Below are 17,689 nucleotides of genomic sequence, written 5' to 3'. Positions count from 1 at the left end.
CGCGTTGCTGCAGCTGCGATGAAATGCTGCATCAGCATTGGCCGCATCTGCGAAAGGCGGTAAAGTCCGCAAAGCAGACAATCAAGCGATGCTCATTGGCTTGTCCAACGTAGGCGCGCGCTTAGCCCGGAAAGAAGCCAAAGGCGCCGGGCATCGCCAGACTGGCCCGAAGGGCTGGCGATACCCGGCTTGCATGGTGCCTGTGGGCAGCGGGGCGGGTATTACCCCTGCAACGCCCTGACCCCAACCTCGCCCTCGACCCGTGCTTTCATTGCCAGTGCTGCGGCGTGTGATCCTGCGGCGGTGGTGTAATACGGGATGCGGTCATACAGGGCGACGGCGCGGATGCTCCGGCTGTCCTCAATCGCGGCGGAGCCTTCGGTGGAGTTCATGACGATGGCGATGTGCCCGTCCTTGAGGCGGTCTTCGACGGTCAGGCCGCCCTCGTAGACCTTGTTGACCACTTCGGCCTCAAAACCCTGTTCGTGCAGCCAGGCCGCGGTGCCGCGGGTGGCACACAGCGTCAGGCCAAGGTCGGTGAGGATTTGCGCGGCCTCGCTCATCAGCGGGCCTTTGTCGGCGTCCTTGATCGACAGGAAGGCCATGCCGGATGTGGGCAGATCCACGCCCGCGCCCATCTGCGCCTTGAGAAAGGCGCGGCCAAAGTTGCGCGCCCAGCCCATGACCTCGCCGGTGGAGCGCATTTCGGGCCCCAGGATCGTGTCGACACCGGGGAAGCGGGCGAAAGGCAGCACGGCCTCCTTGACGGAGAACCACGGGGTTTTCGGGTCGGCGAGGGTGAAGGCATCGCCCAGCGGGAGGACCGTCATTGGGTCTTCGGCGTGCGGATAGGGTTCGCGCAGCGGGAAGTTTGTGAGCGGCTCACCAGCCATGAGGCGCGCGGCGGTGCGGTTCACGGTTGAGGCTGTGAACGCTCTGGAGCGTGCCACCGAAGTGGTTTTGAAGCCGGTCGCGGATATGATCGACTTCAAGCCCGGCCAGTTCGCCTTTGTCGAGGTGCAGGGCAAGGGGTGGTCGGAGCCGCATCCGTTCACGATCTCAAGTGCGCCGGGCGAGGATCGGTTGCGCTTCACCATGAAAGTTCTGGGTGACTGGACCCGCAAGGTGCGCGAGGAGCTTCAACCGGGCCGCGACGTCATGGTCCGCGGCCCCTACGGGCGCTTCGATGCGGCGAAAACGGCTGGCAAGAAGCAGATTTGGCTCGCGGGTGGCATTGGCCTGACGCCCTTCGCGTCGAAACTGCGCGCGATGCAGCCGGGCGACGACCGGCAGATCCACCTGGTCTATGCGGCGCGCGAGAAACAGGATGCGATCTTTCTGGATGAGTTGAAGGCACGCGCTGCCGAGCTGGGCAATATCACGCTGATCCCGCTCTTTTCGGAGGAAGGCAACTTTGCACGCACCGACAAGATGAGGGAAAATTTGCCCGATCCGCTTGACACCTATGAATACTTCATGTGCGGGCCGAAACCCATGATCGAGGGCCTGATGAAAGGCCTGAAAGAAGAAGGTGTGAGCCGCAAGAACATCCACACGGAAGCGTTCGCGCTGAGGTGAGGCGCAGCTTGGGTCGGCCGCACCCCGGCACTGCGCCTCGCCATCCAAAACACACTGACAGGAGCCCCCCCATGCGCAAGCTCATCGGATGTGCTGTTGGCCGCAAGGTCCACAGCGCCGGGATCCGCGCGCGTGACGGCGCGCCGGATGTGCTCAAAGCTGTCGCCGCGCGTTACCGATGCTGCGCCACATTTTCGCCAACGCGGATACGCCAAATTGCATGACCGCTGAAGGCGATCGGGCGCAGGACCGTGCAGATCGTCAAACGCTTCGACGCCGCAAACGGTCGGGAGGCCTTGCCCCGCCGTTGCGTTGTCGAGCGCACCCGCGCATGGGTGGGGCGGTGCCGCCGATTGTCAAAGGACCGGGGAAAATCCAGCGTCAGCGCCAAGACGTGGGTGATAATCTCCCGGATTCGCCGCGTCACTCGCCATCTCGCAAAGCAATGAAAAGGCAGGGTTAGTTTTGAATCGGACTCTTAGATCGCTTCGGGTTCTTTCGGTCGATAGGGCGCGTCGGCATTCTTGAACACCACGTAGATGGCCGGGATCACCAATACCGTCAGCAAAGTTGACGAGGCCAGCCCGAACAAAAGCGAAATGGCCAGGCCCTGAAAGATCGGATCGGTCAGGATGACCGAAGCCCCGATCATCGCGGCAATGGCGGTCAGCAGGATCGGTTTGAAGCGGATCGCGCCAGCACGCAGCAGCGTCTCGTGCAAAGGCTCGCCCTCGATCGCCCCATGCCGGATGAAATCCACAAGCAGGATCGAATTGCGCACGATGATGCCTGCCAGCGCGATGAAGCCGATCATCGAGGTGGCGGTAAAGGCGGCGTTGAACAGCCAATGGCCAAAGACGATGCCGATAAAGGTCAGCGGGATCGGCGTCAGGATGACCAATGGCACCCGGAACGACCCGAACTGCGCCACCACCAGCACATAGATCGCCAGGATGGCCACGGCAAAAGCCGCCCCCATGTCGCGAAAAGTGACATAGGTGACCTCCCATTCACCATCCCACAAAAGTGTGGGTTCGGCGTCGCTTTCGGGCTGCCCGGCATAGCGAATCTCGGGGCGCGGCACGTCTTCGGACCAGGACCGCGCGTCCAGCGCCTGCTGCACCTCGATCATGCCATAGATCGGGGCCTCGAAATCTCCGGCCAGCTCGGCCATGACCATCTCGGCATAGCGCCCGTTGCGGCGGTAGATCGGATAGCTGCCCTCCTCTTCGCTCACGGTGACGACATCGCCCAATTCGACAACGCCGCGCGCTCCGGGCAGCAGGTTGGCCGGCACCGGGGTCGAGCTCAGTCGCTCGGACCAGCTCAGTTCCGAACGCGGCAACGCCACCCGGATCTCGGCCGGGTCGCGCCCCTCGCCGCGATAGGAATAGCCAACGGGCACCCCATCGAACAGCGCTCGGATAGTGCCATAGACATCGCTCTGGCGGACCTGGAAATACTCGAGGCTGTCCTGATCGATGGCCAGGCGCAGGCGCGGGCGGGGCAGGCCAAAGCTGTCCTCTACATCCACGACATAGGGTACCTCCTCGAAAGCGGCGCGCACCTCGCGGGCGACCGCGCGGCGGGTCTCGGCGTCGGGCCCGTAGATTTCGGCCAGAAGCGTGGCCAAGACAGGGGGCCCCGGCGGCACCTCGGCAACCCGGAACGATCCGCCCTTGGGCAGCTCGATCCCGGCCAGAATGTCGCGGGCCGCCAGAGCGATCTCGTGCGAGACCCGCTCGCGGTCATCCTTGGGCAGCAGGTTGACCTGCAAGTCACCCATCTCGGGGCGGTTGCGCAGGTAATAATGGCGCACCAGGCCATTGAAATTGAACGGCGCCGCGGTGCCCGCATTGAGCTGTATCGACGTTGCCTCGGGCAAGGCGGCCAGCCGGTTCGCAGCCTCGGTCAGCACCCGTTCGGTCCGTTCCAGGCTGGTCCCCTCGGGCATGTCGAGTATGATCTGAAACTCGGATCGGTTGTCGAACGGCAGAAGCTTGACCCGCACCGTGCGGTCAAAGAACAGCGTCATCGAGGCCCCTGTCATCGCCAACACGACGATCAGGAACAGCCCGGCCCGCCAGCGGCTGGCGATTACCGGGGTCGCCACGCGACGGAACAGCCGCCCCAACAGGCCCTCGTTTTCGTGATCATGCGCATCAGCGTCAGCATCGGCCCCGTCACGCCCGGCGATTTTCAGCATCAGCCAAGGGGTCAGAATCACCGCGACAAAGAAGGAAAAGATCATCGCCGCCGATGCATTGACCGGGATCGGCCCCATATAGGGGCCCATCAACCCCGATACGAAGAGCATCGGCAACAGCGCCGCGACCACCGTCAGCGTGGCAACGATGGTGGGGTTGCCGACCTCGGCCACCGCCTCGATCACCGCGGTCACCCGTGGTCGCCCGTCGCGCATGCCCCAGTGCCGGGCAATGTTTTCGATCACCACGATGGCGTCATCGACCAGGATTCCGATGGAAAAGATCAGCGCAAAGAGCGAGACCCGGTTGATGGTATAGCCCATCAGGTTCGAGGCAAACAGCGTCAGCAGGATCGTGGTGGGGATGACAATGGCCACCACGATACCTTCGCGCCAGCCGATGACCACCGTCACCAGTGCCACGATCGACACCGTCGCCAGAACCAGGTGGAACAGGAGCTCATTGGCCTTTTCATCGGCCGACTCACCGTAATTGCGGGTAATTTCGACATTTACGTTTTCGGGGATCAACTCACCGCGCAAAAGTTCCAGTCGTTCGAGGATGCTTTCGGCCACGACAACCGCGTTTGCGCCTTCACGCTTGGCGATTGCCAGTGTCACCGCGGGCAGCTGCGCCCATTCGGTTTCGCCTTCTTCGCGGGTCATCGTCCATGTGCGGGCCTCGACTGGGGAAGCTCCGACAACGATGTCAGCCACATCGCGCACATAGACCGGGCGCCCGTCGCGGGCGGTCAGTTGCAACAGCCCGATATCGGTCGGGCCGCGCAACGTTTGCCCTGCGGTAACAGAGAGCGTGCGATCCAGCGCCGAGACTTCTCCGGCGGGAAAGGTCTGGTTGGCCTCGGCAACGCGCGCGGCCAGCTGTTGCAGGGTGACGCCGTAAAGCGCCAACTGTTCGGGGTCGGGCTCGATCCGGATCTGATCAGTGCGCCCGCCTACGATATAGGTCAAGCCGACATCCTCGACCGACATCAACGCCGCGCGCAATTCTTCGGCCAGCGAATAGAGCGCCCGGTCGTCCCAGTGTGCGGCGGACTCGGGCGCGGGCGAAAGCGTCAGCGACACGATGGCCACATCATTGATGCCGCGCGCAACGATCAAGGGCTGCGGAATGCCCTGCGGGATGCGGTCTATATTGGCCATGATACGCTCATTCACCCGTAGGATGGCGTCATCGGGGTCGGTGCCGACCTCGAAGCGCGCGGTGACCAGCACCCGGTCATCCTCTGTCTGCGAATAGACATGTTCTACAGCGTTGATCGAGCGCAGGATCGCCTCCAGCGGCTCGGTCACAAGCTCGACCGCGTCGGTCGCGCGCAGCCCGTCGGTGCGCAGCATCACATCGACCATCGGAACCGATATCTGAGGTTCTTCCTCGCGCGGGATAACCGTCAGCGCGATCAATCCCACGGCCAGCGAGGCCAACAGCAAAAGCGGCGTCAGCGCCGAGCGGACAAAGGCACGCGTCAGGTGCCCGGAAATACCCAGTTTCATTGCTGCACCACCCGGTCGCCAACTGATAACCCTGTCAGAATTTCAACACCTTGCGGGGTTTCCGCCCCGAGAAGGACAACAATGTCGTGCCTGCCTTCCTCGGTTTCGACCGTGACGAAATCATTGCCGAACCGGGTGGAAATATAGGCGCGCGGCAAGATGATCGTTTCGCGTCGCTCGACCGTCACGTGCACGCGCACGCGCTCGCCGACAAAGAAGCTGCCCAATCCGTCGACCTCGGCATCGGCGATGACGCGGCCGTTTTCGATACGCGGATAGACCTGAACGATCACACCGGTGGGGGCCACATCGGCCCCGAGCGCCGCCCCGGCAACCTCGATCTCGTCACCCTCGGAAATGGAACGGGCGTGGCGTTCGGGCAGGTTCAGACGCAACAGGTAGCGGTCCGATGCAATGATGGCGACCGGTTCACCCGGTAACATGACGCTTCCTTGTGGGCTCCGAACGTCCAGCACGCGGCCCGCGGCGGGGGCCAGAACCGCGCCCTCGCGTTCCTGTTGCACCAGCACATCGCGCGTCTGGTTGGCCGAAGCCAGGCGGCCTTCAAGCACCGCCACTGCGGTCTGCGCCTGATCCAGCCGGGTCTGCGCGACGATACCACGTTCAAAAAGGTCCTCGGCGCGGGTCAGGTCTTCGCGGGCCTGGACCAGTTCGGCCTTGAGCGCATCGGCTTGCGAATTGGCAGAGGCGATCTGCGGAGCCATCTGATCATTGACCACCAGCGCCAGCACATCGCCCGCTGCGACCCTGTCGCCCTCATCGACCATCAGTTGCGCGATGGTGCCGCCGATGCGAGTCCGTGCGGTCAGGGTGTCGACGCTTTCAACCGTGGCGAACACCGCCTTGCGGTCGGCGATCATGGTGGTCGTGACCTCGAGAACCGGCGCGGTTTGGGACAGGGCAGGCGTGGCAAGAAATAGGGAAAGGAGTAAGGGCTTGAACATGGCAGAGCTTTCAGCGTCGGGTGTTGTGAGCGGGAAGACGGCGTAGCGGAATCGGCAGTTGACAGAAATATTAGCAAAATCTAAATTAGCTATTGCTGAATTAGTGTCAACCGGATTGATATGCTTTTATGTCGCAGTTCCAAAACCACGCCTTGGCAGATCTGCAAGCCCGCGCCGAGGAAGTCGCCGGGCTGCTCAAACTGATGTCCAACAAAAGCCGGTTGCTGATCCTGTGTCGGCTTTCTTCCGGCAAGGCCTCGGTATCCGAGCTTTGCGCGGTCGTGGGACTGTCGCAATCGGCGATTTCGCAGCATCTGGCCAAAATGCGGCGGGACGGGTTGGTCGAGGGTGAGAAAGATGGCCTGCAGATCAATTACTCGATCACCGATCCGCGTTGTCTGGATCTATTGGCACATTTGAGTTGCCAAAAACCCCGTGAGGCCAAGTAGACACCGGTCCGGTCGTGGAAAAAGTGCCGGTTGGCAAGCGGAGCCAGGTGAGCCGACGATTTTGGCCAAGGCACGTGAAATCGGCAAAGGTTTGGCCCGCTACGGGCCCGTTTCACATTGGTCCGATCTAACGACGGTTCGGCGTGCCGCGACTGGTTTCAGATATGCGTGTGAGGTGACCATGCGGGGTGGCGGTTACTCAAGCCCTTGCTGCCACTAGGCAAGTCGACCGGCTACTGTCGCACGACAGTTTTCGCGATGTGCGCGATGCGATTCCGTATATCGCGAGGGCCAGGCGCCAATGGCGCGTGTTGCCCGACGATTTCCCGCCGGTCTCCACGGTGCGGGGTTCGAGGGTATGACGCGGGCAAGAGGACCACGGAGCGCAAGCGCCATATCGTGACTGACACGGTCGGATGTGCTGTTGGCCGCAAGGTCCACAGCGCCGGGATCCGCGCGCGTGACGGCGCGCCGGATGTGCTCAAAGCTGTCGCCGCGCGTTACCGATGCTGCGCCACATTTTCGCCAACGCGGATACGCCAAATTGCATGACCGCTGAAGGCGATCGGGCGCAGGACCGTGCAGATCGTCAAACGCTTCGACGCCGCAAACGGTCGGGAGGTCTTGCCCCGCCGTTGCGTTGTCGAGCGCACCCGCGCATGGGTGGGGCGGTGCCGCCGATTGTCAAAGGACCGGGGAAAATCCAGCGTCAGCGCCAAGACGTGGGTGATAATCTCCCGGATTCGCCGCGTCACTCGCCATCTCGCAAAGCAATGAAAAGGCAGGGTTAGTTTTGAATCGGACTCTTACATCACGCACAATGAACGTGTGGCAGTCCAACTGAGGCCGAGTTCGCCAAGGCGCTACGAGGTCCAGTTGGACTGCCAATTCGCCCGCTGAGTTGACAGCAGCCATTCGCTTCGCTGCCGCCCGTGCCCGCTTCGTCCCCCATAGCAGGCGTTAATGCGCCTCGGCCCATGTGTCGCCAGTCCCTGCGTCAACGACCAACGGAACGTCGAATTTCACCGCCGGATCAGCCGCATTTTCCATGACCTCGCGGGCTGCGGCGATCAGGTCGTCAGCGGCCGCCTTGTCCACTTCGAACACCAGTTCGTCGTGGACCTGTAGCAGCATCTTGGCGGGCTGACCGGCGATTGCATCGTCCATCCGGATCATCGCGCGGCGGATCACATCGGCCGCCGTGCCTTGGATGGGCGCGTTGATCGCCGCGCGTTTGGCAAAGCCTGCGCCCGGCCCCTTCGCATTGATCTCGGGTGTGTGGATCTTGCGGCCAAACAGGGTCTGCACATAGCCGTTGTCGCGCGCGAATTTCACCGTATCGTCCATATAGGTGCGAATACCGGGGAAACGTTCGAAATAGCGGTCGATGAATCCCTGCGCCTCGCTGCGTGGAATGCGCAGATTGCGCGCCAGACCAAAGCCGGAAATCCCGTAAATCACCCCGAAATTGATCGCCTTGGCCTTGCGGCGCACATCCGGCGTCATGTCCTCCAGCGGCACGTCGAACATTTCCGAGGCGGTCATGGCGTGAATGTCATGCCCATCGCGAAAGGCCTGTTTCAGCGCATCAATGCCCGCCACATGGGCCAGAATGCGCAATTCGATCTGGGAATAATCAAGCGAAACCAGCAATTTGCCTTCTTCCGCAACGAATGCCTCGCGGATACGCCGCCCTTCCTCGGTGCGCACGGGGATGTTTTGCAGGTTCGGATCGGTCGAGGCCAAGCGGCCCGTATTCGCGCCCGTCTGCACATAAGATGTATGCACGCGGCCCGTATCGGGGTTGATATGGTCCTGTAGCGCGTCCGTGTAGGTCGATTTCAGCTTTGACAACTGCCGCCAGTCCAGCACCCGCGCGGGCAGATCATGTTCCGTCGCCAGATCCTCAAGCACGTCCGCGCCCGTGGCATAGGCGCCGGTCTTGCCCTTCTTGCCACCCTCAAGGCCCATCTCGTCAAACAGGATTTCGCCCAACTGCTTGGGCGATCCCACGTTGAACGACCGCCCTGCGAGTTCATGAATTTCCGCCTCAAGCCCCGCCATTTTCTGCGCGAATGCGTTGGACATGCGCGACAGGGTGTCACGGTCAACCTTGATGCCGTGCATCTCCATCGTGGCCAGCACGGGCGACAGGGGCCGTTCAAGGGTTTCATAAACCGTTGTCACCTGCTGAAGGTGCAACTGCGGTTTGAACGCCTGCCACAGACGCAGGGTGATATCGGCATCCTCGGCGGCATATTTCACCGCCTCGTCCACCGGCACCCGATCAAAGGTGATGGCCGATTTGCCCGTTCCCAACAGCGGCTTGATCGGGATCGGCGTATGGCTCAGGTAGCGTTCGCTCAGCGCATCCATCCCGTGATTGTGCAAGCCCGCATTCAGTGCATAAGACATCAGCATCGTGTCGTCGAACGGCGTCACATTCACACCGTTGCGGCGGAAAATCTTGGCGTCGTATTTCATGTTCTGGCCGATTTTCAGAATGCTGTCGTCCTCAAGCATCGGGCGCAGCATATCCAGACATTCCTCAGCGCCCATCTGCCCCTCGGCCAGATCATCGCTGCCAAACAGATCGTCAGCACCACCCGCCTTGTGGATCAGCGGGATATAGCAGGCCTCGCCCGCGTTCACACAAAGCGAAATACCTACCAGATCAACGCGCATTTCATTCAGGCCGGTGGTTTCGGTATCGACGGCCACACGGCCAAATTCATAAGCGCGATCAATCCAGACCTTGAGGGCCGCCGCATCGCGGACCCATTCGTATTTCTCGGCGTCAAACGGCACCTGCTCCACCTCGCCTGCGGGCGGGTTCGCGCCTTCGGGCGTGGTGTCTGGGATGGCGGGGGCCTCAACACCCAGCTTGTCGGAAATGCGCTTGACGATCGTGCGGAATTCCATTTCGGCCAGAAACCCCAGCAACACCTCCGGATCAGGGTCACGCACCTCCAGATCGTCCAGCGTGAACGTGATGGGCGTGTCGCAATCCAGCTGCACCAGGCGCTTGGACAGCCTGATCTGTTCCTCGTTCTCGATCAGGCTCTCGCGGCGCTTGGGTTGCTTGATTTCGCCCGCGCGGGCCAGAAGGGTATCCAGATCGCCATATTCGTTGATCAGCAACGCCGCCGTCTTGATGCCGATCCCCGGCGCGCCGGGCACGTTGTCAACGCTATCCCCCGCCAGCGCCTGCACATCGACGACGCGGTCCGGGCCAACGCCGAACTTTTCCATCACACCATCGCTGTCGATCACGCGGTTTTTCATCGCGTCCAGCATGACAACCCCGTCACCGACCAGTTGCATCAAGTCCTTGTCGCTGGAAATGATCGTGCAGCGCCCCCCCGCTTCGCGCGCCTGACAGGCCAGCGTGGCGATGATGTCATCGGCCTCATATCCCTCCATCTCCTCGCAGGCGATATTAAAGGCCTGCGTGGCGCGCCGCGTAAGGGGCATCTGCGGGCGCAAATCCTCGGGCATTTCGTCGCGGTTGGCCTTGTAGAGATCATACATATCATTGCGAAACGTATGGCTGCCCTTGTCGAAAATCACCGCCACATGGGTCACGTCACTGCCGGTATTGCCATCCACATAGCGCTGCAACATGTTGCAAAACCCCGATACCGCGCCAATCGGCAAACCGTCCGATTTACGCGTCAGGGGTGGCAGCGCGTGATAGGCGCGAAAGATAAACGCCGACCCGTCGATCAGATGCAGATGACAGCCTTTGCCAAATTTCCGAGCCTTTGCAGTCATGTCGCCCCCTCATCGGTCGTCAGCCGTTTTACCATCATCACCTTGCGGTCGTCGCGCCCGGTCTCGATCCAGCCCAGCCGACCATAGATCGCCACATTCTGCGGCATCTTTACGTGTGTCGCCAGCCGCAATTCCTGCAGGCCCGCCGCGCGGCAGGCATCTTCGGCCACACCGATCAACGCCTTGGCAACACCCTTGCCACCATGATCAGGCGACACCGCCAGATTGACCAGATGGGCGTGATCACCGTGCAGGGCCAGAACCAAACCGCCAACGATCGCGCCGTCCCAAAGTGCCGCAAAACAGGTCTGCTGCGCCAGATCATCCGCCAAGCCGCCTGTCACATCCGGCAGATCCGCAATCTCGGCGCGGGCCTGCGCATAGGCTGCGTCAAACACCGCACGCAACGCGGCCAAATCCGCGATGGTCGCTGGCCGGATCGCAAGGCGGCTCACACCTTGCCTTCAAAATCCTTGTGCACGTATTTGGCATCACAATAGGGGCATTCGACCCAGCCATGATCCTGGGGAATTTGCAGCCAGACGCGCGGATGGCCAAGGCTGCCATCGCCGCCGTCACAGGCCACACGCCAGTCATGCACGATCTTGGTCTCGGGGGCGGGTCGGGTCATGGGATTTACCTTTGGCTTGTCGCGGGATAGGCCCGCGTTACATTTGCAGCCATTCTAACGCCACAGCAGTTGCGGGCAAGACGGGAACGACGCGCCATGACGGACAATGCCATCGAAATCGCAGGCCTTTGCAAGACATATGCGGCCACAGGGCGCACCGCGGCCAAAGAGGCGCTGAAAGACATCAACCTCGACATCCCGCGCGGGTCGATTTTCGGGCTGCTTGGGCCGAACGGCGCCGGCAAGTCCACATTGATCAATATCCTTGCCGGTCTGGTGGTGAAAACCGCTGGCAGCGTGAAAATTTGGGGCTTTGATCAGGATGAAAACCCGCGCCAGTCCCGCGCCGCCATCGGCATCATGCCCCAGGAACCCAACCTTGATCCCTTTTTCACGCCGCGCGGCAGCCTGGATGTGCAGGCCGGGCTTTATGGCGTGCCCAGATCGCAACGGCGCACCGACGAGCTGCTTGACCTGATTGGGCTGACGGACAAGGCCGATGCCTATGCGCGCTCGCTTTCGGGGGGCATGCGCCGCCGCCTCTTGCTGGGCAAGGCACTGGTGCATTCGCCGCAAATCCTTGTGCTTGATGAACCCACGGCGGGCGTCGATATCGAATTGCGCAACTTGCTTTGGGCCAATGTGCGCAAGCTGAACGAGGACGGGATGACGATCATCCTCACCACCCACTACCTCGAAGAGGCCGAAGCCATGTGCGACGAGATCGCCATCATCAACCACGGCGACATGGTCGTGCGCGACACCACGGCGAACCTGCTGGAACGGCTGGATACGAAAACGATGGTGATTCAGCCCGACAGCCCTGCCAGCCTGCCCGATATGCCCGCCGGCATCAGCGCCAGCCAACGGGCCGACGGCGCGCTGGTCTTTACCTACGGCACCAAAACCACCCCCGCTGATGCGATCCTTGACCGCGTGCGCGGCGCCGGAATCACGATCCGCGATGTGAAAACGCAAGACCCCGACCTCGAGGACGTGTTCCTGTCGCTCACCTCGGGGCGCTGACCTTCTTCGCTTTTTCTTCCAGGATAACTTTCGCCGAAGGCCAGCGTATCGGCCAGCGCGTGTTAGCGCGCGTCGCCTCACCGCTTGCTGAAATAACAGGGCGCGGTCGCGCTCATTTTGGCAACATCCGCCCCAACTGCTGGCCACCAAGGATATGCAGATGGTAGTGCGGCACCTCTTGCACGCCGTGGCGGCGGGTGTTGGCGATGGCGCGGAACCCCTCCTCGACACCCGCGCTTTCACACACCGCCGCAACCGCCCGCATGAACCCGATCTGTTCATCGGCGCTGGCGTCACGGGCAAAGTGATCAAGGCTGACATACGGGCCCTTGGGGATCACCAGCACATGCACCGCCGCTTGCGGGGCGATATCGCGAAAGGCCAGCGCGTGATCGTTTTCAAACACCGTCTGGTTGGGGATTTCCCCGCGCAGGATTTTCGCAAAGATGTTTTCGGGGTCGTAAACATGATCCATCGGATACCTCAGTCGTCATAAAGATAAGGGGTTTGGGCGATCCCGCGCGCGACCTCGTCGGTTGCCGTCAGAAATTCGCGCAGGGTGGCGGCGTTTTCATCGACGGAGCCCAATTCGCGCAAGCGCAGATAATTGGGAAAGTTCGCGTCGCGGATCTTGTCACTCTCATAGACCACGTCGTAACGGATCGTCGGCAGCAATTGTTCCAGCGTCTCGGGCGGCGTTTGTTCGCCCGCCAGCCCGACCCGCATGGCGTGGCCGATCAAATAGGAATCGCTGAACTCGCACTCGATCTCCAGCAGCCGCGTGGTTGACCGGTCCGACATGAAATCCTGCATCAGATCAAGGTTGGCCGTGTCCAGACAGATGATCAACCGGTCGGTTTCATAGTAATCAAACAACATCCGCATCAGCGCGCGGCGATGGCGCGTGCGCTTGCCCAGCGTTGACTGAATGCCCCCCAGATCAGGCAGAGGCGTGTCCTCTTCGTTGAACAGGTATTCGATTGCCGGGATGTCGGTATGGTGCTTGATCGACCCCAGCAGGCGTTTGGCCACATGCCATTTCTTGCAGGCGACAATCAGCAATTCGCGTTCGCGGCCCAGTGACGCCTCGGTTTCCCAGAATCGCGGGGCAAAGCGGCGCCCGATTCTGCCCCGTCCGGTCAGGAACTTGAACAGGTCGCGGCCCTCGTCCGATATCTTGAAATCGTCGCGCTCGGATGCATACAGCCGCCCCAACCGGTCCTTCAGGCCCTTGGCTTCGGGGCTGATCTTGCGGGCGAACAGGAAATCCTGACTAAGCAGCAGATCGTAATGATCGTTGTAGAACGTGATCGGCATCCCGTAGTCGGAAAACATCAGAAATGTCAACGTGCGGGTCTTGATTTCGTGTTCGGGCACAAGGTGGCGCACGAGGGTTTGAAAGAACGTTTCGTCCGGAATCCATGTGGTGCGGAAAAAGCGCATGACGTCCTTGCGCTTGCGGGTCATCTCCAAAATCCATTCCACCGTGCGGCGGCGCAGGCACCACCACTGGCTGCCGATCATCACCTGAATGTCGCTTGGTATTTCGCGTTGCAAACCCAGTTTGCGCTGTGCCCACCACGACCAATAAAAGATGCGTTTATGCGCGCGTTCGTTAAAGAAATGCCGATAAATCAGCCGTTCTTCCTTCATCCCCGTCTTGATCCAGTCGCTTTCGAAAAAGTCGAAACTTTCGATATAGTCCACGTCATCACGATCAAGAATGTTCTTGGCGTAGCGGGCCGATTTCACCGCCATGCAATCACCCGAGACCATGTAGAAATGCGTGGCCCGCGGAAAGGCCTCCACCGCCGCTTCGACCGCGTGAAGGGTCGCCTGCACCAGTGACCATTCCCCCCAGCCGCATTTGATGCGCTTTTTGGCGAAGGTGACGTTGGGATTGTCCCCAAGCGCTTCGCTGATTTTCTCGAAAGCCTCGCGCGGGGCGCTGGCGTCAAAGTGGATCGCCATGTAATCGCCGACAGCCGTCAACTGCTCCGCCTGCTGAATAATCGCATCGGGGTCTTTGTGGCACAGCAGGATAAAGGCGATCTTTGCCATATTGGAAACAGTAAGCCATTGTTGCTCGGATTGTTTTTCATGTCTAAACGTGAAGGGACATTGAATAAACACAGTTTCTTTGCTTTTTTGGCGGAAACATCCCCTAAGTCACATTTGGGGCATTGCGTTGGAGGCGCAGAAGTATGGGTTTTCCCGGAACATGGATGACGGAAAGCGAAAGCGTGGTGTATCGCGTCGTTCCGAAATGCGCCTGTTCGACCATTGGCCAGATCATGTATTATTCCGATCACGGCGAATTTTTTGATGGTGATATCCACGATGCCACCGGAAAAATGCACAAATGGGCGATGGAGGACAGCCAGCAGCTGATCACCGACAACGTGAAGGGTCACAAAAGCTATGCCTTCACCTGCGTGCGCAACCCCTATACCCGCATTCTGTCGTCATTCTTTGATAAAATCTGCGGCATCCAACGCAACGGCAAACGCTATCGCGGCAACCTTGTCCCCCTGCTGATCCAGAAATACGGGATCGAGGTGGGCAGCCCTGACGATGGGTTTGAATTTGACCAGATCAAATCGTTCCGCCGCTTTCTGCTGTTTGCGCGTGATACCATCCGCTGGCGCCGCCCGATGGAGCCTGACATCCACTGGTCCGCCATGTCCGGCCATATCAGCACCTTTATCGTCAACGGCGGGCGCTACGACAAAATCTTTTGGACGGAATCCTTTAATGACGGGATGCAGGACGTGCTGAACGGCATCAAGACCAGGCACAAGGTCAACCTCAAGAAAATCCCGCGCTTCAACGAAAGCGAAGGGCATGGCCCCAAGCGCGCCCATCCGGTCGAAGATTATTTCGACGACCTGTCGATGCATCTGATCTATGAAATCTACAAACGTGATTTCAACCTGTTCAAATACGACTTTGAAAATCCGGCCAACAAGATGCCGATCGGCGAAATTGATCTCGACGAGGTTCACGCCAAGCTGGGCGAATGACGGCTGGCATGTCGGGAACATCGGCGCGGAAAAGCCGCGCCTTTGGGCGCGCGCGCCCAGCGCTGGCATCGCCATTTACCAAGGCCCCCCTTTCGCAGGCGATTTGCCCTACCCGTCGGCAATTCTTGCCCTATCTTCCGTCACGGGAGGGCATGTTGTGTCGATCATTCTTATCTTGGGCAGTGGCCCCGATGTCGTGGCCGCGCGCGCGTGGTCGCGTGCGTCGTTTAACAAGATCATCGCGATCAATAACGCTTGGGCAGTGCGCCCTGACTGGGATATCCACATCCATCCTGAGGATTTCCCGCCCGAACGTCACCCGGTGGATGTCAGCCCGACCCAGCAGATCATCACCGCCGCCGATTATGTGCCTGCACAAAACGCCTTTGGCGGGTTTATTTATGGCGGTGGCACGATGGCATTTACCGCGTCTTACTGGGCACTTCATGGGCTGCGCCCCTCGGTGATTGCCTATTTGGGCTGCGACATGATCTATCCCGAAACCGCGCAGACACATTTTTATGGCACAGGCACCGCCGACCCGTTGCGCGCAGATATCACACTACGGTCGTTGACCGCGAAATCGGCCCGCTTTGCGGCCATCGCCGCGCGCGAAGGCTGCGCGGTGGTGAACCTGTCGCCCGGACCCAGCCGCCTGACCTTTCCGCGCGCCACGCTTGAAAACGTCGGCACGTCACGGCATTTGCAACTGGATCAAACGGCTGTCGCAACCGCACTGGCAGCCGAGGACGCGCTTGGCTACATGGTCCCCTCGGGGCGCTATTGGGAATCAGACATGCAATTCGACCCTGCTGAAATTGACAGGATCGACTCGCTTTGGCTGGCTACGCTGCAATGATATTGTAACGCTTGAACAGCGCCTTGAGGTCTGCCTCGGGGCGCGCACCGACATGGCTGATCACCTCTGACGCGGCAACACAGCCCATATGGCCGCAGGCTTCGGGATCATAGCCATTGGTCAGCCCCCACAAGAACGCACCTGCGAACAGATCACCCGCGCCCGTGGCATCAACGATATCGGTCGGCACCGCAGGCACATGCCAGCGATGACCGGCAGCGATGATATGCGCGCCGTTCTCGCTGTCGGTGCAGGCAACCAGCGGCACTTCGTCCGCTGCGGCATCAAGGGCCGCGTCAAAATCGTCGGTCTGATACATCGACAGGATTTCCGCGCGGTTGCAGAACAACAGGTCCACATCTTCGCGGATCATCACGCGAAACGCATCGCGGTGGCGTTCAACGCAGAACGGGTCCGACAGGGTCAGCGACACGCGACCGCCGTGGCCCTTGCAGGCGTTGATCGCCTTGGCAAATGCGGCGTGGCTGTCAGGCCCGTCAAAGCGGTAGCCCTCAAGGTAAATCCAGTCGGCATCGGCCATCATCGCAGGATCAATATCGCTGGGTTCCAGAAATTCGGTGACCCCCAGATAGGTGTTCATCGACCGCTCACCATCGGGGGTCACAACGACGATACACCGGCCCGTTTCCTGCGGCGCGTCTTTGGGGGCAAGCGAGGTTTCATAGACGGCCCCCTGTGCGCGCATGTCGTGGGCGAAAATCGCGCCAAGCTGGTCGTCCTTGACCTTGCCAACATAGGCCGTCTTGCCACCCAGATGGGCAATGCCCGCAATCGTGTTGGCCGCCGATCCACCGCTGATTTCCTTGGCGGGGCCGATCCTGCCGTAAAGATCAACCGCGCGCTCCATGTCGATCAGTTGCATGATGCCTTTGCCGATGCCCGCCTCGGCCAGAAATGCATCATCGGCGCGGGCCAGCACATCGACCATGGCGTTGCCGATTCCGACAATCTGAAACTTTTTCATAGGTTCTTGTCCTCGAATGGGCACAGGTCGCGGATCAGGCAGGCTGCGCATTTGGGTTTGCGTGCAACGCAGATGTAGCGCCCATGCAGGATCAACCAGTGATGAGCGTGTTGCTGATAATCCGCCGGGATATGATCTTCAATGGCGCGTTCCACCGCATCCACGTCTTTGCCCGGACAAATGCCCGTGCGATTGCCAACGCGGAAAATATGGGTGTCCACGGCCTGCGCGGGCATCTTCCACCACATATTCAGGACCACATTGGCGGTCTTGCGCCCGACACCGGGCAGGGATTGCAGCGCGGCGCGGCTGTTGGGCACCTCGCCACCGTAATCATCGACCAGAATCTGGCTCATCTTGATGACGTTCCTGGCTTTCTGGCGGAACAGCCCAATGGTCTTGATGTGTTCGGTCACGCCCTCCAGCCCCAGATCAAGCATCTTTTGCGGCGTGTCGGCGATTTCAAACAACCGCTTCGTGGCCTTGTTCACGCCTGCATCTGTCGCTTGGGCCGACAGGGCCACCGCCACCACCAGCGTATATGCGTTGGTGTGATGCAATTCGCCCTCGGGCGCGGGTTCGGCCGCGTGAAACCGGGCAAAAATTTCGCGGATCGTGTGGTAGTCAAGTTGCTTGGCCATACGCATTTGTGGCCGAGGGCGCGACGGCGGGCAAGGG

General features: G+C 60.7%; 14 protein-coding genes and 3 pseudogenes. 7 read left to right on the top strand and 10 right to left on the bottom strand.

Annotation, left to right across the window (positions count from 1 at the left end; all coding sequences use genetic code 11):
* Window positions 1–221: 221 nt before the first annotated feature.
* Window positions 222–905: pseudogene (locus FTO60_RS02595) on the bottom strand (carbamoyl phosphate synthase large subunit); the annotation flags it as partial.
* Here FTO60_RS02595 and FTO60_RS02590 point away from each other — a divergent pair.
* Both FTO60_RS02590 and FTO60_RS17870 read left to right on the top strand, forming a co-directional pair.
* Complete coding sequence (locus FTO60_RS02590) at window positions 892–1,578, top strand: FAD-binding oxidoreductase (RefSeq protein WP_148054504.1); 687 nt, start codon at window positions 892–894, stop codon at window positions 1,576–1,578. The pseudogene FTO60_RS02595 and the gene FTO60_RS02590 sit on opposite strands and share 14 nt — an antisense overlap.
* Before the next feature lie 83 nt (window positions 1,579–1,661).
* Window positions 1,662–2,027 (top strand): annotated as a pseudogene (locus FTO60_RS17870) (IS5/IS1182 family transposase); the annotation flags it as partial.
* Between the two features lie 29 nt (window positions 2,028–2,056).
* On the opposite strand, the gene FTO60_RS02585 reads toward FTO60_RS17870, so the two are convergent.
* Together FTO60_RS02585 and FTO60_RS02580 are read right to left on the bottom strand one after the other, a co-directional pair.
* A complete protein-coding gene (locus tag FTO60_RS02585) occupies window positions 2,057–5,299 on the bottom strand; it encodes an efflux RND transporter permease subunit (protein ID WP_148054503.1) in 3,243 nt (1,080 codons plus the stop codon).
* The gene (locus FTO60_RS02580; protein WP_148054502.1) at window positions 5,296–6,264 is read right to left on the bottom strand and encodes an efflux RND transporter periplasmic adaptor subunit; all 969 of its coding nucleotides are present in this window, start codon (window positions 6,262–6,264) and stop codon (window positions 5,296–5,298) included. Before FTO60_RS02580 ends, FTO60_RS02585 begins: the two co-directional genes overlap by 4 nt.
* A gap of 128 nt (window positions 6,265–6,392) precedes the next feature.
* On the opposite strand from FTO60_RS02580, the gene FTO60_RS02575 reads away from it, so the two are divergent.
* Both FTO60_RS02575 and FTO60_RS02570 read left to right on the top strand, forming a co-directional pair.
* Entirely contained in the window at window positions 6,393–6,713 is a 321-nt protein-coding gene (locus tag FTO60_RS02575) for a helix-turn-helix transcriptional regulator (protein WP_148054501.1), read from the top strand.
* A 160-nt stretch (window positions 6,714–6,873) separates the two neighbouring features.
* Window positions 6,874–7,490: pseudogene (locus FTO60_RS02570) on the top strand (transposase); the annotation flags it as partial.
* A 183-nt stretch (window positions 7,491–7,673) separates the two neighbouring features.
* Here FTO60_RS02570 and polA read toward each other — a convergent pair.
* From polA to FTO60_RS02555, 3 genes are read right to left on the bottom strand one after another with little or no spacing between them, the layout of a single operon-like run.
* Window positions 7,674–10,487, bottom strand: a complete 2,814-nt coding sequence (gene polA / locus FTO60_RS02565) for a DNA polymerase I (protein WP_148054500.1) — start codon at window positions 10,485–10,487, stop codon at window positions 7,674–7,676.
* Entirely contained in the window at window positions 10,484–10,942 is a 459-nt protein-coding gene (locus FTO60_RS02560; protein ID WP_148054499.1) for a GNAT family N-acetyltransferase, read from the bottom strand. The genes polA and FTO60_RS02560 overlap by 4 nt, the downstream gene beginning before the upstream one ends.
* Complete coding sequence (locus FTO60_RS02555) at window positions 10,939–11,118, bottom strand: zinc-finger domain-containing protein (protein WP_148054498.1); 180 nt, start codon at window positions 11,116–11,118, stop codon at window positions 10,939–10,941. Before FTO60_RS02555 ends, FTO60_RS02560 begins: the two co-directional genes overlap by 4 nt.
* 96 nt (window positions 11,119–11,214) lie before the next feature.
* Between FTO60_RS02555 and FTO60_RS02550 the strand changes: the two genes are divergently transcribed.
* Window positions 11,215–12,144 (top strand): ABC transporter ATP-binding protein, encoded by a 930-nt coding sequence (locus tag FTO60_RS02550; RefSeq protein ID WP_148054497.1) that lies wholly within the window; start codon window positions 11,215–11,217, stop codon window positions 12,142–12,144.
* A 112-nt stretch (window positions 12,145–12,256) separates the two neighbouring features.
* On the opposite strand, the gene FTO60_RS02545 is transcribed toward FTO60_RS02550, so the two are convergent.
* Entirely contained in the window at window positions 12,257–12,619 is a 363-nt protein-coding gene (locus FTO60_RS02545; RefSeq protein WP_148054496.1) for an HIT domain-containing protein, read from the bottom strand.
* An 8-nt stretch (window positions 12,620–12,627) separates the two neighbouring features.
* A complete protein-coding gene (locus tag FTO60_RS02540; RefSeq protein WP_148054495.1) occupies window positions 12,628–14,205 on the bottom strand; it encodes a DUF5928 domain-containing protein in 1,578 nt (525 codons plus the stop codon).
* 143 nt (window positions 14,206–14,348) lie between these two features.
* Here FTO60_RS02540 and FTO60_RS02535 point away from each other — a divergent pair, with 143 nt between their 5' ends.
* Both FTO60_RS02535 and FTO60_RS02530 read left to right on the top strand, forming a co-directional pair.
* Entirely contained in the window at window positions 14,349–15,167 is an 819-nt protein-coding gene (locus tag FTO60_RS02535; protein WP_148054494.1) for a sulfotransferase family protein, read from the top strand.
* Window positions 15,130–16,026 (top strand): hypothetical protein, encoded by an 897-nt coding sequence (locus FTO60_RS02530; protein ID WP_368074256.1) that lies wholly within the window; start codon window positions 15,130–15,132, stop codon window positions 16,024–16,026. Before FTO60_RS02535 ends, FTO60_RS02530 begins: the two co-directional genes overlap by 38 nt.
* Here the strand turns inward: FTO60_RS02530 and FTO60_RS02525 are convergent.
* Together FTO60_RS02525 and nth are read right to left on the bottom strand one after the other, a co-directional pair.
* Window positions 16,013–17,011 (bottom strand): adenosine kinase, encoded by a 999-nt coding sequence (locus FTO60_RS02525; protein ID WP_148054493.1) that lies wholly within the window; start codon window positions 17,009–17,011, stop codon window positions 16,013–16,015. The genes FTO60_RS02530 and FTO60_RS02525 overlap by 14 nt on opposite strands.
* A complete protein-coding gene (nth, locus tag FTO60_RS02520) occupies window positions 17,008–17,652 on the bottom strand; it encodes an endonuclease III (RefSeq protein ID WP_148054492.1) in 645 nt (214 codons plus the stop codon). Before nth ends, FTO60_RS02525 begins: the two co-directional genes overlap by 4 nt.
* Between the last annotated feature and the right edge of the window lie 37 nt (window positions 17,653–17,689).

The sequence above is a fragment of the Octadecabacter sp. SW4 genome (genome assembly GCF_008065155.1).
Taxonomy (GTDB): domain Bacteria; phylum Pseudomonadota; class Alphaproteobacteria; order Rhodobacterales; family Rhodobacteraceae; genus SW4.
The sequence above is the reverse complement of the archived record's forward strand: the minus strand, read 5'-3'. Positions and strand labels throughout refer to the sequence as shown.

Bases quoted from the DNA above. Each gene is read 5' to 3' on its own strand.
- FTO60_RS02550 (WP_148054497.1), top strand. From the start codon at position 11,215: ATGACGGACAATGCCATCGAAATCGCAGGCCTTTGCAAGACATATGCG.
- FTO60_RS02590 (WP_148054504.1), top strand. From the start codon at position 892: ATGAGGCGCGCGGCGGTGCGGTTCACGGTTGAGGCTGTGAACGCTCTG.
- FTO60_RS02540 (WP_148054495.1), bottom strand. From the start codon at position 14,205: ATGGCAAAGATCGCCTTTATCCTGCTGTGCCACAAAGACCCCGATGCG.
- polA (WP_148054500.1), bottom strand. From the start codon at position 10,487: ATGACTGCAAAGGCTCGGAAATTTGGCAAAGGCTGTCATCTGCATCTG.
- FTO60_RS02525 (WP_148054493.1), bottom strand. From the start codon at position 17,011: ATGAAAAAGTTTCAGATTGTCGGAATCGGCAACGCCATGGTCGATGTG.
- FTO60_RS02575 (WP_148054501.1), top strand. From the start codon at position 6,393: ATGTCGCAGTTCCAAAACCACGCCTTGGCAGATCTGCAAGCCCGCGCC.
- FTO60_RS02580 (WP_148054502.1), bottom strand. From the start codon at position 6,264: ATGTTCAAGCCCTTACTCCTTTCCCTATTTCTTGCCACGCCTGCCCTG.
- FTO60_RS02535 (WP_148054494.1), top strand. From the start codon at position 14,349: ATGGGTTTTCCCGGAACATGGATGACGGAAAGCGAAAGCGTGGTGTAT.
- FTO60_RS02585 (WP_148054503.1), bottom strand. From the start codon at position 5,299: ATGAAACTGGGTATTTCCGGGCACCTGACGCGTGCCTTTGTCCGCTCG.
- nth (WP_148054492.1), bottom strand. From the start codon at position 17,652: ATGGCCAAGCAACTTGACTACCACACGATCCGCGAAATTTTTGCCCGG.
- FTO60_RS02555 (WP_148054498.1), bottom strand. From the start codon at position 11,118: ATGACCCGACCCGCCCCCGAGACCAAGATCGTGCATGACTGGCGTGTG.
- FTO60_RS02545 (WP_148054496.1), bottom strand. From the start codon at position 12,619: ATGGATCATGTTTACGACCCCGAAAACATCTTTGCGAAAATCCTGCGC.